The sequence below is a fragment of the Actinospica robiniae DSM 44927 genome (assembly GCF_000504285.1).
GTDB lineage: Bacteria > Actinomycetota > Actinomycetes > Streptomycetales > Catenulisporaceae > Actinospica > Actinospica robiniae.
Genome location: NZ_KI632511.1, coordinates 5,993,165 through 6,007,895 on the forward strand (window position 1 = coordinate 5,993,165; position 14,731 = coordinate 6,007,895).

The 14,731-nt window shown below is 69.3% G+C and carries 17 protein-coding genes and 1 tRNA gene; 8 read left to right on the forward strand and 10 right to left on the reverse strand.

All coding sequences use genetic code 11. The annotated features are described in order from the left end of the window. Nucleotides 1-114 precede the first annotated feature (114 nt). Together ACTRO_RS25510 and ACTRO_RS25515 are read left to right on the forward strand one after the other, a co-directional pair. On the forward strand, nucleotides 115-2,292 hold the full coding sequence (locus tag ACTRO_RS25510; protein ID WP_034276718.1) for a (Fe-S)-binding protein: 2,178 nt from the start codon (nucleotides 115-117) through the stop codon (nucleotides 2,290-2,292). A gap of 95 nt (nucleotides 2,293-2,387) precedes the next feature. Further along, on the forward strand, nucleotides 2,388-3,035 hold the full coding sequence (locus ACTRO_RS25515; RefSeq protein WP_034266926.1) for a hypothetical protein: 648 nt from the start codon (nucleotides 2,388-2,390) through the stop codon (nucleotides 3,033-3,035). A 60-nt stretch (nucleotides 3,036-3,095) separates the two neighbouring features. Here ACTRO_RS25515 and ACTRO_RS25520 read toward each other — a convergent pair whose 3' ends face one another. The 3 genes from ACTRO_RS25520 to dcd all read right to left on the reverse strand — a co-directional run bounded on the left by ACTRO_RS25520 (nucleotide 3,096) and on the right by dcd (nucleotide 5,143). After that, a complete protein-coding gene (locus ACTRO_RS25520) occupies nucleotides 3,096-4,022 on the reverse strand; it encodes a hypothetical protein (protein WP_157436437.1) in 927 nt (308 codons plus the stop codon). 77 nt (nucleotides 4,023-4,099) lie between these two features. Continuing rightward, entirely contained in the window at nucleotides 4,100-4,513 is a 414-nt protein-coding gene (locus tag ACTRO_RS25525) for a hypothetical protein (RefSeq protein WP_034266932.1), read from the reverse strand. A gap of 54 nt (nucleotides 4,514-4,567) precedes the next feature. Continuing rightward, on the reverse strand, nucleotides 4,568-5,143 hold the full coding sequence (gene dcd / locus ACTRO_RS25530) for a dCTP deaminase (protein ID WP_034276720.1): 576 nt from the start codon (nucleotides 5,141-5,143) through the stop codon (nucleotides 4,568-4,570). 101 nt (nucleotides 5,144-5,244) lie between these two features. Between dcd and ACTRO_RS25535 the strand changes: the two genes are divergently transcribed. Together ACTRO_RS25535 and ACTRO_RS25540 are read left to right on the forward strand one after the other, a co-directional pair. Further along, nucleotides 5,245-5,318, forward strand: a tRNA-Gly gene (locus ACTRO_RS25535). Nucleotides 5,319-5,500: 182 nt separating this feature from the next. Then, nucleotides 5,501-5,701 (forward strand): hypothetical protein, encoded by a 201-nt coding sequence (locus tag ACTRO_RS25540; protein ID WP_034266935.1) that lies wholly within the window; start codon nucleotides 5,501-5,503, stop codon nucleotides 5,699-5,701. Here ACTRO_RS25540 and ACTRO_RS49080 read toward each other — a convergent pair. Continuing rightward, entirely contained in the window at nucleotides 5,698-6,042 is a 345-nt protein-coding gene (locus ACTRO_RS49080; protein WP_211244407.1) for a hypothetical protein, read from the reverse strand. The two genes, ACTRO_RS25540 and ACTRO_RS49080, sit on opposite strands and share 4 nt — an antisense overlap. Nucleotides 6,043-6,240: 198 nt before the next feature. Here ACTRO_RS49080 and ACTRO_RS25550 point away from each other — a divergent pair, with 198 nt between their 5' ends. From ACTRO_RS25550 to ACTRO_RS25565, 4 genes are all read left to right on the forward strand, one after another. Then, nucleotides 6,241-6,651, forward strand: coding sequence for a hypothetical protein (locus ACTRO_RS25550; protein WP_034266942.1), 411 nt, complete (start codon nucleotides 6,241-6,243; stop codon nucleotides 6,649-6,651). A 79-nt stretch (nucleotides 6,652-6,730) separates the two neighbouring features. Beyond that, on the forward strand, nucleotides 6,731-7,309 hold the full coding sequence (locus ACTRO_RS25555; RefSeq protein ID WP_051451383.1) for an ArsR/SmtB family transcription factor: 579 nt from the start codon (nucleotides 6,731-6,733) through the stop codon (nucleotides 7,307-7,309). Continuing rightward, on the forward strand, nucleotides 7,306-8,562 hold the full coding sequence (locus ACTRO_RS25560) for an MFS transporter (RefSeq protein ID WP_051451384.1): 1,257 nt from the start codon (nucleotides 7,306-7,308) through the stop codon (nucleotides 8,560-8,562). Before ACTRO_RS25555 ends, ACTRO_RS25560 begins: the two co-directional genes overlap by 4 nt. A gap of 2 nt (nucleotides 8,563-8,564) precedes the next feature. Next, on the forward strand, nucleotides 8,565-9,203 hold the full coding sequence (locus tag ACTRO_RS25565) for an FMN-binding negative transcriptional regulator (protein WP_034266946.1): 639 nt from the start codon (nucleotides 8,565-8,567) through the stop codon (nucleotides 9,201-9,203). 29 nt (nucleotides 9,204-9,232) lie between these two features. On the opposite strand, the gene ACTRO_RS25570 is transcribed toward ACTRO_RS25565, so the two are convergent. From ACTRO_RS25570 to ACTRO_RS25595, 6 genes are read right to left on the reverse strand one after another with little or no spacing between them, the layout of a single operon-like run. Continuing rightward, nucleotides 9,233-9,784, reverse strand: a complete 552-nt coding sequence (locus ACTRO_RS25570; RefSeq protein ID WP_051451385.1) for a methylated-DNA--[protein]-cysteine S-methyltransferase — start codon at nucleotides 9,782-9,784, stop codon at nucleotides 9,233-9,235. Between the two features lie 39 nt (nucleotides 9,785-9,823). Next, nucleotides 9,824-10,945: a methyltransferase gene (locus tag ACTRO_RS25575; RefSeq protein WP_034266949.1), complete on the reverse strand. Its 1,122-nt coding sequence runs from the start codon at nucleotides 10,943-10,945 to the stop codon at nucleotides 9,824-9,826. Next, on the reverse strand, nucleotides 10,942-11,799 hold the full coding sequence (locus tag ACTRO_RS25580) for a metal ABC transporter permease (protein ID WP_245594485.1): 858 nt from the start codon (nucleotides 11,797-11,799) through the stop codon (nucleotides 10,942-10,944). Before ACTRO_RS25580 ends, ACTRO_RS25575 begins: the two co-directional genes overlap by 4 nt. A 2-nt stretch (nucleotides 11,800-11,801) precedes the next feature. Next, complete coding sequence (locus ACTRO_RS25585) at nucleotides 11,802-12,716, reverse strand: metal ABC transporter permease (RefSeq protein ID WP_051451386.1); 915 nt, start codon at nucleotides 12,714-12,716, stop codon at nucleotides 11,802-11,804. Further along, nucleotides 12,713-13,648, reverse strand: a complete 936-nt coding sequence (locus ACTRO_RS25590) for a metal ABC transporter ATP-binding protein (protein WP_084316521.1) — start codon at nucleotides 13,646-13,648, stop codon at nucleotides 12,713-12,715. Before ACTRO_RS25590 ends, ACTRO_RS25585 begins: the two co-directional genes overlap by 4 nt. Nucleotides 13,649-13,675: 27 nt before the next feature. After that, a complete protein-coding gene (locus tag ACTRO_RS25595; RefSeq protein WP_051451387.1) occupies nucleotides 13,676-14,638 on the reverse strand; it encodes a metal ABC transporter solute-binding protein, Zn/Mn family in 963 nt (320 codons plus the stop codon). Nucleotides 14,639-14,731: the final 93 nt, after the last annotated feature.

Below are 14,731 nucleotides of genomic sequence, written 5' to 3' on the forward strand. Positions count from 1 at the left end.
GAGCGTTCAGTCCAAGGTCGCCAAATAAGTTACTGGCGAGTAGACTGCGGCCGTTCGACGCAGCGCCCGCCCCGCCCCCGGGCGGACCGGCACCGAAGGAGTGACGTCCGGATCATGCAGATCGCCGCGATCATCATCTCGCTGGGTATCGCCGTGGTGGGCCTCGCGCTCTTCGCGCAGGTCCTCGTGCGCATGTACCAGACGATCGCCATGGGCCAGCCGGTGCCCGGCCGCACCTCCAACCCGTGGGCCCGCACCAAGAACCTGGTGGTCGAGTTCGGCGCGCACACCCGGCTCGCCCGCCGCGGCAAGCGCTGGATCGGCATCGCGCACTGGTTCGTCATGGTCTCCTTCGGGCTGCTCTTCCTCACCCTGGTGACCGCGTTCGGGCAGCTGTTCTCGGCGACCTTCCAGATCCCGCTGATCGGCCACTGGTGGCCCTACCAGTTCGTCACCGAGCTGTTCAGCGTGGTCGGCCTGTTCGCCATCGTCTTCCTGATGGCGGTGCGGCTGGCCAACCTGCCCCGGACCAAGGGCCGCAAGTCCCGGTTCTTCGGCTCGGTCATGTGGCAGGCGTACTACGTCGAATACACCATCCTCGGCGTGCTGCTGTGCATCCTGGTGCTGCGCGGGGCCGAGTGCGCGCTGGAGAACGGCTCGCGCTTCTCCATGGAGTACTTCTTCTCCGCGCCGATCGCCAAGGGCCTGTTCCAGGGCGCCTCGGTGGGCACCCTGCAGAACGTCATCTGGGCCGTGGCCACCCTCAAGATCGTGATCTCCTTCGCCTGGATGATCACCATCTCGCTCAACTCGACCATGGGCGTGGCCTGGCACCGCTTCCTGGCCTTCGTCAACATCTGGTTCAAGAAGAAGGACGACGGCGGCACCGCGCTCGGCGCGCTCAACCCGATGCTCTCGGGCGGCAAGCCGATCGACTTCGAGGACCCGGACGAGGACGCGGTCTTCGGCGTCGGCAAGGTCGAGGACTTCGGCTGGAAGGGCCTGCTGGACTTCAGCACCTGCACCGAGTGCGGCCGCTGCCAGGACCAGTGCCCGGCCTGGAACACCGAGAAGCCGCTCTCGCCCAAGCTCATGGTGCTCGCCCTGCGCGACCACGCCCACGCCAAGGCGCCCTACATCCTGGCCGGCGGCGGGCTGGACCTGGCCGGCGAGGAGAAGGCCACCGAGGAGATGCTCAAGGGCGTGCCGCACGACGTCCTGGCCGAGGCGGCCCGCCCGCTGGTCGGCTCCCCCGAGGACAACGCCGTGTTCGCGGCCGAGGCGCTGTGGTCCTGCACCACCTGCGGCGCGTGCGTGGAGCAGTGCCCGGTGGACATCGAGCACGTCGACCACATCGTCGACATGCGCCGCTACCAGGTCATGATCGAGTCCGCGTTCCCGTCCGAGGCCGGCACGATGCTCAAGAACATCGAGAACAAGGGCAACCCCTGGGGCATGCCGGCCAAGCGGCGGCTGGACTGGGTCTCCGAGGTCGACTTCCAGGTCCCGATCGTGGGCGAGGACGTCGAGGACGTCTCCGAGATCGAGTACCTGTACTGGGTCGGCTGCGCCGGCTCGCTCGAGGACCGCGCGAAGAAGACCACCAAGGCCTTCGCCGAACTGCTGCACATCGCCGGGGTGAAGTTCGCCATCCTCGGCGGCGAGGAGAGCTGCACCGGAGACCCGGCGCGGCGGCTCGGCAACGAGTTCCTGTTCCAGATGCAGGCCCAGCAGAACGTGGCGATGCTCAACGAGGTCTTCGGAGACAAGCCGTCGAAGAAGATCGTGGCCACCTGCCCGCACTGCTTCAACTCGCTGGCGAACGAGTACCCGCAAGTCGGCGGTCAGTACGAGGTCATCCACCACACCCAGCTGCTCGACACCCTCGTCGCCGAGGGCCGGCTGACCCCGATCACGCCGATCGACCAGAACATCACCTACCACGACCCGTGCTACCTCGGCCGGCACAACAAGGTCTACACCCCGCCGCGCGAGATCATCGCCAAGGTGCCCGGCCTGCGCAACACCGAGATGCACCGCTGCAAGGAGAAGGGGTTCTGCTGCGGCGCCGGCGGCGCGCGGATGTGGATGGAGGAGCGGATCGGCAAGCGCATCAACAACGAGCGGGTGGACGAGGCGCTCTCGACGAACCCTGACGTCATCTCCACCGCGTGCCCGTACTGCCTCGTGATGCTCGGCGACTCCATCACCGCGCGCAAGCAGAGCGGCGAAGTGCCGGAATCGATGGAAGTGGTCGATGTCTCGCAGTTGCTGTTGCGCTCCGTGAAGTGAGCTAGGGCGGCGCAGCCGCCAGGAGTAGGCTGCCGTGCACAAGCGGCCGTACGGACGGCGCGCGCAGGTCCGGCTACGTGGAGGGCAGCGGCTTCATGAGCGGCGAGGAACCGATCGGTGCGCAAGCACAGGAACCGGACACCGAAGCCGGCTCGGCCGCCGAGACCAGATCGGACCGAATACGCGCCTGGTTCGCCGGGCTCGGCCGCGCCCTGACCGCGCTCGTCATCACCCTGGCAGTGCTGGCCGTGCTCGGCACCGTCACCGACGTGGTGCTGCACGAGGTGCGGCACACCAACACGAGTACGAGCTCGTACTCGGGCGTGACCTCGGTGGTGGTCGTCCTCGACGGCGACGTCTCGCTCACCGTGGTGGGCAAGGCGAGCGGCCAGACCGCGACCCTCACCGCCATCGACACCTCGACGCCGTTCGACGACCCGGTGCGCAGCACGGACGTCATCGGCGCGACGCTGTACCTGACGGAGCGTTGCCCCGACTCCCGGTGCTCGGCGCAGCTGAGCCTGACCGTGCGCCCGGACGCGAGCGTGAGTGTCGTCGCCGGGAACGCGCTGCGGATGAACTCGGCCGTCATCGACCTCGACGGTGTCGGCGGCGGAGCCACGATCATGGCGGCGCCGGCGAAGGTCTTCATCACGGACACGACGGCCACGGGCGCGGTGCTCGGAACCCTCTCCTGCGACGTCCCCGCCGACTGCGCCGACATCGCCACTGCCAAGTCCTGAGCCGGCGGACCCCGGGCGCGCCGCCCGCTGTCCGCCGCCGACCGCCCGCTGTGCCCGTCGTCAGCGTATGGCCACGGCAGGCACGGCGGCGGAGAGCGGAAAGCCCTCGCCGTCGAGCACCACGCCGCCGACGACGTCGGCGAGTTGGCAGGCCGCGGCGCGCAACCGGGTGTCGATGCGGTCCGCGTCGATGTCAGTGGCCTGCGGCAGACAGCGGAAGCGGTAGACCGTGCACGGCCAGTCGGCGGCGGCGCGCGGTCTCAGCGCGTAGGGCATGAACCCCTCGCCGCCGAACGGGCGTACCCGCACCTCGAAGCTTCCGGGCCGGTCGAGGCAGTAATCGTTCGCGGCCAGTGCGCCGTTGCGGTCGAGTTCCGGCAGCGTCAGAGACAGGACGGAACGCAGCACCGACCACGGCAGCGCTTCATGTCCGTAGACGCAGTAGACCGTGTCGTGCCCACGGATCCGACGCACGGCGACGGCCCGAGTGGCGCGCGGCGAGTCCGCAGGCAGCCGCGCCGCGCCGCCCAGCCGCCGCGCCAGCCCGATGATCAGCGACCAGGCCAAGCCCTCGGCGCCGACCGGAAGCCCATGTGGGTAACGCAATCGGAGCAGGTCGGCGTCGATGCCGTGCACCACCCGAACTCGTTCCTGGGTGCACAACGCGGCGTACGCCGTGGTCCACGGTGAGCCGAGGCCCGCCAGCGCGAGCGTCTCCGGGTCCAGCCGGAACGGCCCCGCGAAGCGGACTCCGTCGGCGACGTCGATGCCGATGTCGCCGCCGGCATCGCCTGTTGCCGCCTCCGTCGTTCCCGGACCGGTGATCCCGTTGTCCGAGGACGGATTCCACAGCCGCACCAGCCGTCTGACGTCGGCGTCCACAGGCGTGCCGGCAAGCAGCAGCACCGGGTGCCGCCGCAGCAGCGATCCCGGTTCGGCCGACCCCGCGCGGGACCGGCCCGGCAGTGTCCAAGGCCTCGACTTCACGCCGCCACTGTCGCAGGGTTCTGGCCGAATTGAGAGGGATTAGGCCCCGAATTCACTCGAATCGCGCAAGCAGAGGCCTACCAGAGTGCGCCGAACGGGTCCTCCGGCGGAGCGGCCAGCACCACCGGCCCGCCCTCCGCGTCGGCGGCGAACCCGCCCGTCGCCGCTACGACCGCCTTCGCCAGCCGGTAGCGCAGCCGCTCCGCGCCCGGCCCGGAATCCGCGACGTGCACCTCGTACCGCGCCTGCGCGCTGGATGTCGACCGCTCGACCTCGACGACGAACGTGGCGACGGTGTCGGAGAAGGTCGCGCTGTAGTAGGCGAACGGCTCCTCGTCGTCGTACGCGTCGTCGAGCCCGTCGTCAGGCGCCGCCGCGCAGAACACGTCCCCCGTCCCCAACGGCGCCAGCGCGTCGAGCAGCGCAACCGCGTCCACCAGCTCCGGCGCCAGCACCGTCACCGCGCGCGGATCGGACGGAAACATCGGCATGATTCAAGCCCCCCTGAATGCCCGTGGACCGATCGGAGAAGTCGGATCGTCCGATCAGATCTTCGTACGGTGGAAGTTCACGTGCGACCGCGACGGCGTCGGCCCCCGCTGCCCCTGGTACCGCGACCCCGCCGCGGACGACCCGTAGGGGTTCTCGGCCGGGGAGGACAGCCGGAACATGCACAGCTGTCCGATCTTCATACCCGGCCAGAGCTTGATCGGCAGGGTCGCCACGTTCGAGAGCTCGAGCGTCACGTGCCCGGAGAACCCCGGGTCGATGAACCCCGCCGTCGAGTGCGTCAGCAGCCCGAGCCGCCCCAGGCTGGACTTGCCCTCCAGCCGCGAAGCCACGTCGTCCGGCAGCGTGACCTGCTCGTAGGTCGATCCGAGCACGAACTCGCCGGGGTGCAGGATGAACGGCTCGTCAGACTCCGGCTCCACCAGCCGGGTCAGCTCCGGCTGCTCCCGCGCGGGATCGATGTGCGGGTAGCGGTGGTTCTCGAACACCCGGAAGAACCGGTCCAGCCGCACGTCGATCGACGACGGCTGCACCATCGTGTCGTCATACGGCTCGATCCGCACCCGCCCCGAGGCGATCTCCGCACGCAAGTCCTTGTCTGAGAGCAACACGAGACCGAAGGTATCGCACTCCACTCCGCCGCACGCATCTGGTAGCCTGGGCGAGCTGCACAGGGCGTCACCATCAGCGAACGGTGACGGACGGTGCTCACGCGGGTGTAGTTCAATGGTAGAACATCAGCTTCCCAAGCTGACAGCGCGGGTTCGATTCCCGTCACCCGCTCCACGAGAAGGCCCAGACCGGAGATGGATTCCGGTCCGGGCCTTTCGACGTATTGCCGACCAACTCGCCCAAGCCGGCGCCGGTCGCACTCCGCACACCCGAAAAATGAGGTCTAGCCTGTGACCATGTTGAACGGGCGATGCCCAAGCTGCGGAGCCACTACCGTCCACTGCGCCAGGAGCGCCGTGGAGCAGGGCCGCTTGTCGTTCAGCGGCAGCTTCAATGGTGCGCAGACCATGGACTACATCTGCGTGACGTGCGGCTATCTGGAGAGACACGTAGCGCCCGGCAAGCAGTTGGAGCGGGTGGCGGCGACGTGGGCTTTGGTCGTCCCACGCGACCAGATCCCGCCGCACGACCAGATGCCGTCCGGGAATGGCGCCTAGGCCGAGGCTCTGCGCCTGACGTCGAGGGCGATTTCGATCAAGCCCGTCAGCAAGGCCAATGCCACGCAGAATGCGACACCGACGAAGCCGGCCACCCACCAGGCAAGCGGGTCCGAACGACCCGATTCCCAGCACATGGGCGAGTCACACATGGGGGGGACGAACGGCGCTGCCGGCTGCCTTCCGATGATCACGGTCGGGATGACGGCCAAGAGCACCGAAGCGCTGATCCCGAGGCACACCAGGACCCAACGGGTCCACCGCTCCCACCGCCAGGACACGAGCCACACGGCGAATAGCACCGCCGGCAGGATGAACGTGGTGCCCGTGACCAAGTCCACGTCGTGTCGCCCCCTCATGACAGATTCCAGCCGCCGTCTGCCTTCAGGCGACGTGATTGCCTGCGCCGCGGTTCCTTTCGAAGGACGCTTACTCGCACACCCTGTTCGGCGCCTCTGCGAGTAGCCTGAGTCCCGGGGGTGTGGTGACGTGGACATACTGAGCAGCGCTGAAGAAGGCGCCGAAGTCACTGTGCGGCTATGAGGAAGACTCCGAGACGCGCCAGGATCGCATTGGGGTTCTACGTCGCGCTTGGCCCGCTGCTTCTCGCAGCGGTAGTGGGCGCTGCCTACGGAATCCGGTGGGCAGCACCCTACGGTTTGTGGCTGTACCTCACGATCTATCAGCTCTACGCCATGCGCGGCGCCACCTGGCCGAGGCGTCATCTGGCGTTGGCGTTCGCACTCAATCTCATGTCCTTCTCGGCGGTGCTGCTCTGCTTCGTGACCTTCGTCGTCATCCAGTTCGGCGGCCCGCCCGCAAAGCTGCCCGCATGGGGGAGCTTGAGCATTGCTCTAGCCCTCGGGACCGCGGCAACCGGGGCCCTATGGCCTGCTCAGCGTCGCTATTACGGCGTCGGTTCAGAGCCGCTTGCGGAGGAGAGCGACTGACGCCGGGCTCTCGAGCTCGTTCAAGAAGTCTTGTTCAAGGAGTCTTGATTAAGAAACCTTGAGCATCTACGCTGGCCGCATGAGCACAGATCCCCAGGCGCTTCGCGCCCTCGCGCACCCGCTGCGCTGGAAGCTGATCGACGTCTTGGAGCGGGAGGGCGACGCGACCGCCACCCGCTGTGCGGAGTTGACCGGGGAGAGCGTCGCGAGCTGCGCCTACCACCTCGGGATCCTGGCCAAGTACGGCTACGTCGAGGCTTCGCCGGGGCGGACCGGGCGGGAGAAGCCGTGGCGGCTGACGGGGCAGGAGCAGCGGATCGGGAACGACGACCGGGAGGACATCGACGGGGAGCTCGCGGCGCAGGCCGCGGTCGAGGCCTTCTTGGAGCACGAGTTCGGGCGGCTGCGCCAGCGGGTGCGGCAGCGGGATCGGGAGGAGCCGGAGTGGCGGGACGCTTCGTGCATCGTCGGATCCTCGATGTGGGTGACCGTCTCGGAGATGACGGAGATCAAGACGCAGCTCATGGAGATCGCGCGCCGCTACTCCGCGCGTGACGGCGATCCCTCGCTGCGGCCGGAGGGTGCGCGGCAGGTGCGGATGTTCGCCACCAACACCGTGGCGCCTCGGTTGCCTCGCGAGCAGGCGGACGCGCCGTGACCGGGCCGCTGGCGGATCCGCGGTTCCGCAGGCTGCTGGCCGGACAGTCGCTCTCCAGCTTCGGGGACACCGCGCTCTACCTCATGCTCGGCATCTGGGCCAAGGAACTGACGAACAGCAACTCGGCCGCCGGCGGGGTCTTTCTGGCGTTGGGACTGCCGGCTCTTTTCGGGCCGCTCACCGGGCACCTGGCCGACCGGGTGCGGCGGCGTCCGCTGCTGATCGGGACGAACGCGGCCGCCGGGGTCGTCGTCTTGTCGCTGCTCGCCGTGCACGGGCGTGGGCAGCTGTGGATCATCTACGCGGTCGCCTTCGCTTACGGACTGGCGTCCGGCATCCTGAGCAGCGCGGGCGCGGGGCTGCGCAAGTCGTTGCTGGGGCCCGAGCAGACCGCTTCGGCCAACGCCATGCTGCAGACCGTCTCGCAGGGCTTGCGTATCGTCGCGCCGCTGGTCGGGACGGGCATGTTCGTCGCGTTCGGCGGCGGGTCGGTGGCCATCCTCGACAGCGTCACCTTCGCCGCGGCGATCGTCGCGCTGCTGACGATCCGCCTGGACGAGCCGCGTGGCCACGCCGTTCCCGCCGGTTCGCCGGGCTCCTCGGGATCCTTCTTCGCGGACGTGACAGCGGGCTTTCGGCACATCCGTTCCGTGCGGCTGCTCTTCCAGATCACCGTCGTGACCGCGTGCGGCTTCACGGTGATCGGTCTGACCGAGACGGCGATCTTCGCCGTGGTGGATCAGGGACTGCACCGGTCGCCCGCCTTCTTCGGCGTCCTCAACAGCACGCAGGGTGCTGCGTCGGTACTCGGCGGCATCGCGGTCTCGTTCATGCTCAAGCGGCTCGGGGAAGCGCGGGTGGTCGGATTGGCGCTGGCCGGCTTCAGCGTCGCGTCACTGCTTTACACGTCCCACTCCGTGGTGCTCTGCCTGATCGGGTCGGTCGGGGACGGGCTCGGACTGGTGTGGCTCGTCGTCGGTCTGAGCACGGCGGCCCAGGTACACACGCCGTCCTTCTTGCAGGGGCGGGTCAACGCGGCCTGGTCGATGGTCGTCCTCACCCCGCAGACCTGCTCCATAGCCGCGGGCGCGTGGCTCATCGCGGTCGTGGACTACCGAGTGTTGCTTCTCGCGATCGTCGTGGTCATGGCCGTCTGCGCGGCGACGTTGCTGCTGAAGCCGGCCGCCGCGCCCGCGCCCGCGCCTGAGTCCGAGCGCCAGGCACCCGGGATCGCGGCTCCGAGTAGGCTGTGATCATGTATATACCCGCGCATTTCGCCGCCGACCAGGACACTGTCGTCGAGCTGCTGACGAACCTCGGTGCGGCGGATCTGATCACCGTCACGGACAACGGGATGGACGCCACGTTCCTGCCGTTGCTGTTCGACGCGTCGCGCGGGGAGCATGGCGCTCTGCTCGGGCACGTGGCCCGGAACAACGAGCAGTGGAAGCGGCCGGCCATCGGCGACGCGCTGGTGATCGCGCACGGGGCGAACGGCTACGTCTCGCCGTCGTACTACGCGGAGAAGGCTGAGCACGGGCGCGTCGTGCCGACGTGGAACTACCTCACTCTGCACGTCTACGGCACTTTAGTGGTGCACGACGATCCGGACTGGGTGCGCTCGCTGGTGGAGCGGCTGACCGAGAAGCACGAGTCGGAGCGCGAGCACCCGTGGGCTGTCTCGGATGCACCGGCCGACTACATTGCCGGACAGTTGCGGGCGATCGTCGGGATCGAGCTGCTGATCAAGCGGATCGAGGCGAAGGCGAAGTTCAGCCAGAACCGATCCGCCGCCGACGTGGACGGTGTGGTGGCGGGGCTTTCGCGCGACGGCTTCGACGAGCACGCGCAGGCTGTGCGGCAGGCGCGGGAGAAGCGCCGGCCGGCGAGGTGAGCCGGTAGACGCGGCGGACCGGCGGAGCATCACGCCGGGTCGGGCCCGTCCCAGTCCAGGGTGGGGGCCAGGCTGCCTTCCAGGGTGAGCAGCCAGCGCTTGGTCGCAATGGCGTCCGGGCCGCTGCCGAAGCCGCCGATGCCGTCGGCGGCGACGACGCGGTGCGCCGGGATCAGGATCGCGATCGGGGTCGTGCCCATCAGTGTGCCGACGAGGCGTGCGGCCGGGCCGCGGGCATCCTCGGTGTCGAAGGCGCCGCAGCGTTCGGCCAGTTCGCCGTAGGTCACCGTCTCGCCGTAGCCGACGGTGCCGTAGAGGCATTGCAGGACTCTGCGCTGTAGGCCGCTGGTCAGGCTCCAGTCGATGGGCAGGTCGAGGCCGCGGCGTCGGCCGGCGAAGTAGTCGGCGTACCGTTCGGCCACCATCGCGGCACGGCGGTCCGTGGATATGTCCTCGAGGTCCAGGCCTTCGGGCCGCAGGATCGTGTCATCCTCGTGGAAGGCCGCCCACAGCACGCCCTGTTCGCTCGCGGCCACCCGGATCCGGCCCGAGGGCAGCGGCGTGTCCAGGCTGAAGCGCACGACGGGAGCCGACGGCGGTACCGAGGAGCTCAGCGACCTTCACTTCCTCACAGCACGCAGGATCACGAACTTCGCGTTGCCCGCCACGGTTTCGCAGTTCCCGAATACCCGGCGGAGCTTTCCATGGTAGCCGAGGTGCCGATTGGCCACGACCCACAGCTCTCCGCCGGGCCGCAGCACCCGCCGCGCGCCGGTGAACATCCGCCAGGCGGTCTCGTCCGAGGTGGCCCGGTGGGCGTGGAAGGGCGGGTTGTTCAGGACCAGGTCGACGCTCGCGGTCGACAGCGGCGTGAGCGCGTCTCCGGCGACGAACTCGGCCTGCTCGTACCGCTCGACCGGGACGTTCTCGGCAAAGGTGGCGCGTGCTGAGGCGACGGCAGGGAACGACTCGTCGAGGAAGGTCAGTCTCGCGGCCGGATTCGCCACCGCCGCTGCGAGTCCGAGGACGCCGTTGCCGCAACCGAGGTCGACGACGCGCTCTGCTCCGCGTCTGACCGGCAGGTTCTCCAGCATGAAGCGCGTGCCGATGTCGAGCCGATCGGCGCAGAAGACGCCCGCGTAGTTGACCACCGTGCGCCCGGCGGCGGCGCCGAGATATTTATCCACAGGCAGTTGATAACGCAGCGGCCAGGGGTTCTCGGGTGCGCCGGGCTCGAGGGCCTCAGCCGGCCGTCCGGCGGGTGCGCTGAAGATCAAGCGGGCCTTGCGGACGGCGAGCGAGGTGCGCGTCGGCCCGACCAGCTGCTCGAACAACGTGAGCGTCGACGTGTGGATCTCGGTGGCCTTGCCGGTGCCGACGACCATCGAGTCCGGACGCAGCCGAGGTGCCAAGCGGTGTAGCTGGTCCTCAAGCAGCGCAAGGCTCTTCGGGATCCGCACGACGAGCACATCGATCCGCTCAGGCGGCTCGTCCTGCGTCGTAAGCACCTGCGCCAGCTGCGCGCCGGACGTACGGCTGGCGAGGTAGGAGTCCGTGATCAGCAGCGGGTGGCACGACTCGTCGAGCGTGACGAGCCCGCGCACGAGTTCACCGGTCCGGTCACCGAGTACGACAACCGTGCCCGTGAGGTCTACCGCTGTTTCGGCCAGGTGCCGGAGAACGTAGTCGTCCGCGGCATCGGGCGCGGGCCGGCTCTCGTCGGCTGGTGTCGTGCTCGTCATACGGTCGTCGCCTCTGCCGGACCTGCGATCTGCTTCGGCCGCCGGATGCGGGAGTAGGCGATGGCACCGGCGTAAGCCACCGTCGCCACAGTCATGATCCAGAAGCTAGTCGGCGCACCCGGGACGAACTGGGTCAGCACAAGGCCGATCCAGATGTCGGCCACGGCGAGCCCGGCCGAGAGGGCCAGGCCGGCGTACGGCCGGTCCGTCAGCAGGAGCGCGGTGCCGGCCGGTGCCGCGAGCAGCCCCAGTAGCAGCATCGAGCCGACGGCCTGGCTCGCTTCTCCGGCCGTGACGCCGATGAGTACCAGGAATCCATAGCTCAGGAGCCGGACCGGGACGCCGCGCGCCATGGCGACTGCCTCGTCGAGCGTGGCGAACAGCAGCGGGCGCGCGATCAGCAGCATGGCCAGGCTGACCGCCAGCCCGATGGCCAGCGCCGTCAGCGCCATGCCCGAGGACAAGCCGAGGATCGAACCGAACAGCACCTGCACGGTGGTCGTCCCTCCCTGGCCGCCCGATCCGGACTGGTTGGTGATGTAGAGCGTCATGAAGAACACGCCCAGCCCCAGGATCCACGCGAACACGTTGCCGATGACGACGTCGTCCGCGCGGCCTCTGCGGCCCAACGCGCCGAACAGCACCGCGACCAGGACGCAGCCCGCGAACAGGCCGACCCGCAGGTCGATGCCCAACGCGAGGGCGGCCAGAGCGCCGGTGAACGCCACGTGCGAGAGCGCGTCACCGGTGAACACCTGCGCCCGCAGCACCAGGAAGTAGCCCACCAGCCCGCAGGCCAGCGCGATTCCGGTGCCCGCCACGAACGCGGTGAGCATGTAAGAGTCCTGGAACACCGTTACGACGCCCCTTCCAGCACGCCGTGCGGCACCATCGGCGCGGGCTGCCGCCGGGTTCGGAGCGCTCGGACGAGCAGCGCGAGCAGGTAGCAGCCGAACGCGATGGTGGTGATGGTGAACCCGGTGCCCTGCTTGGCGAAGAACGCCCAGGCCAGTCCGAACCAGGTGGCCAGCGCGCCGATGACGACGCTGATCGCCAGGCCCAGCGCGGGTTTCGCGGTCAGTACCTGCGCCGTCGCGGCCGGCATGACCAGCAGCGCGAACACCAGCAGTGAGCCGGTGAACTGCGAGACCTCCGCCACCGTCGCCCCGAGCAGCACCAGGAACAGCGCGTTCATGGCCCGCACCGGGACGCCGCGCGCGGCGGCGACCGCGGGGTCGATCGAGACGAACAGCAACCGCCGGCCGATCGCGGCCATCACCGCGAGCACCACGGCCGCGACGGCCACCAGCACCAGCACGTCGGTCGAGGTGATCCCGAGGAAGTTGCCGAACAGGAAGTTGGCCGTGCTGTTCAGGAATCCGCCGTAGAGCTGCAGGAAGAGCGCGCCGAGGGCCAGCGCGAAGGCTTGCACCACCGCGATCAGTGCGGACGAGTGGGCGCGCTCGCCGACCGTGTCACCGGATCCGCTGCCCCGCGTGTAAAACGCGATCACCAGGGCCGCGCCGACGCAGAACCCGAAGTAGCCCAGCGTCGCGCTGAGGCCGGCGTAGACGGCGGCCGCCGCGCCCGGGAAGCCGGTGACCGCGATCGAGTGGCCGGCGAAGGACTGGCGTCGCAGCACCATGAACCAGCCGACGATCCCGGCCAGCACTGCGACGACCAGGCCGGCCCGGTAGGCGTTGAGCACCGACGGCAGCGACCAGAGCCATTCGACGTCGGTGATCGGGTTCCAGCTGAACTGCGGGTTCATCGACGGCGGACCTGCCGCCCCAGTCCGCGCGGCGCCGTCGGCGCGACGGCGTGCGTGTGGCCGGCGTGGTGCCGATCGCTGTGCAGCGCGGGCGCTTCCGGGCCGCCGACCACGACCAGCCGGCCGTCGGCGGTCTTGAGCACCTCGACCGGCGTGCCGTAGAGCCGGGTGAGCGTGTCGCCGGTGATGACCTCCTCGGCCGGGCCGGAGGCGGCGCCGCCGCTGACGATGTAGACGACCCGGTCCAGGTAGCTCAGGATCGGGTTGACGTCGTGCGCCACCATCACCACCGCCACGTCCTCGTGCCGGCAGATGCGGTGGATCAGCGCGGCCACGCCGGCCTGGTTCGGCAGGTCCAGCGAGTCGAGCGGCTCGTCGAGCAGCAGCAGCCGGGGTCGGCGCACCAGCGCCTGCGCGATCAGCAGCCGCTGCTGCTCGCCGCCCGAGCACTCGCCGATCGGCCGGTCCGCGTACGAGGTCGCGCCTACCAGCTCGATCACCTCGCGCACCCGCGCCTCCGCGGCCCGATGGCGGGCGCTCAGACGCGAAGCGAAGGGCATCGGTACGCCCCAGCGGTCCCCGTCGAGGCCGAGCCGCACCAGGTCGACGCCGCGGATGCGCAGTGAGCTGTCGAAGTTGCGCCGCTGCGGCAGGTAGCCGATCCGGTCGCCCGCGGCGCCCGGACGCTGCCCGAGCACGCTGACCTGGCCGGCCGCGGTCGGCAGGGTGCCGAGCAGCACCTTTATCATGGTCGACTTGCCTACGCCGTTGGGTCCGAGGACGGCGACGAACTCGCCCGGCCGCACGGTGAGGTCCACGCCGCTCCACAGCCGCCGGCCGCCCACCGCGACGGCGGCGTCGCGCAGTTCGACCACGGCGCCGGTGACCGGCGACACCTCGGTGTCCGATCGCTGCGTATCGGTGTTCCTCATCGGCTGATCTCTCCTCGCGCCTGTCGCTCACTCATGCCCGGTCGCCTCGGCCAGCGCCGCCTGCAGGCTGCGCAACTGCCCGGCCATCCACTGCTGGAAGGTGTCGCCGGCGGGGGAGAGGGTCTCGGTGACGGTCGTCACCGGAATGCCCTGCTGCCGGGCCGATGCGATCTGCGCCTGGATGTCCGGCGTGGAGTTCTGCGAGTTGTAGACGTAGACCTTGATCCGGCGGTCGGTGATCTGCTGGTCGATCGCGTTCTTGTCGGCGGCGGTCGGGTCGGCGCCCTCGCTGATGTCCTTGAGGAAGGAGGCCGGCGTGAGCAGGTCCAGCCCGAGGCTCTCGGCGAGGGGCGAGACGATGGACTCGGACGCGCCGATCGGCGTGCCCGCGTAGTCGGCTTTGATGGCGGCTTCGAGCTGGTTGTACTCGGCCAGCGCGGTGGTCTCGAACCAGGTCTTGCGCTCGGCGAAGTAGGACGCGTCAGCCGGGTCGATGCGCTGGTAGGAGGCGGTGATGGCGTCGATGACGGCGTACACGCTCGCGTGCGAGTACCACTGGTGCGGGTTGGCGTCGTCAGGCAGCCCGAGCACGTCGCCCACGGTGAGCACCGTGCGGGCGGAGCTGGGGTTCGCCGCGACCAGGCTCGGCGCCCAGGAACTGTCGTACCCGATGCCGTTCTGGATGAACAGCCGCGCGCTCGAGATGCGCAGCGCGTCCGCGGCGGTCGGCTCGTAGGAGTGCGGGTCGGTCTGCGGGTTCGAGATGAGCGAGACCGCGTCGACCTTGTCGCCGCCGAGCTGCGCGGCGATCGAGCCCCAGGAGTTCTCGGCCGCGACGACGTCGATCCGGCCGCGCCCGGCCGCGGAGGCCGAGCCCGGCGCGGTGGTCGCGCAGGCCGTCGTCGCCAGTCCCCCGGCCACCACCAGCGCCGCGAACGTGCGGGTGCGCCCCGGACCCCGGCGCGGCCCGTGGGCGCGACGTGCGGTCATGGCGGAGCCCCCATCTGGTGGTAATGAACATCATTTTAACCCTAGTAGCAGTCCCCACGATATCGACAATGGTTTTCATATGCAAAGGATCGT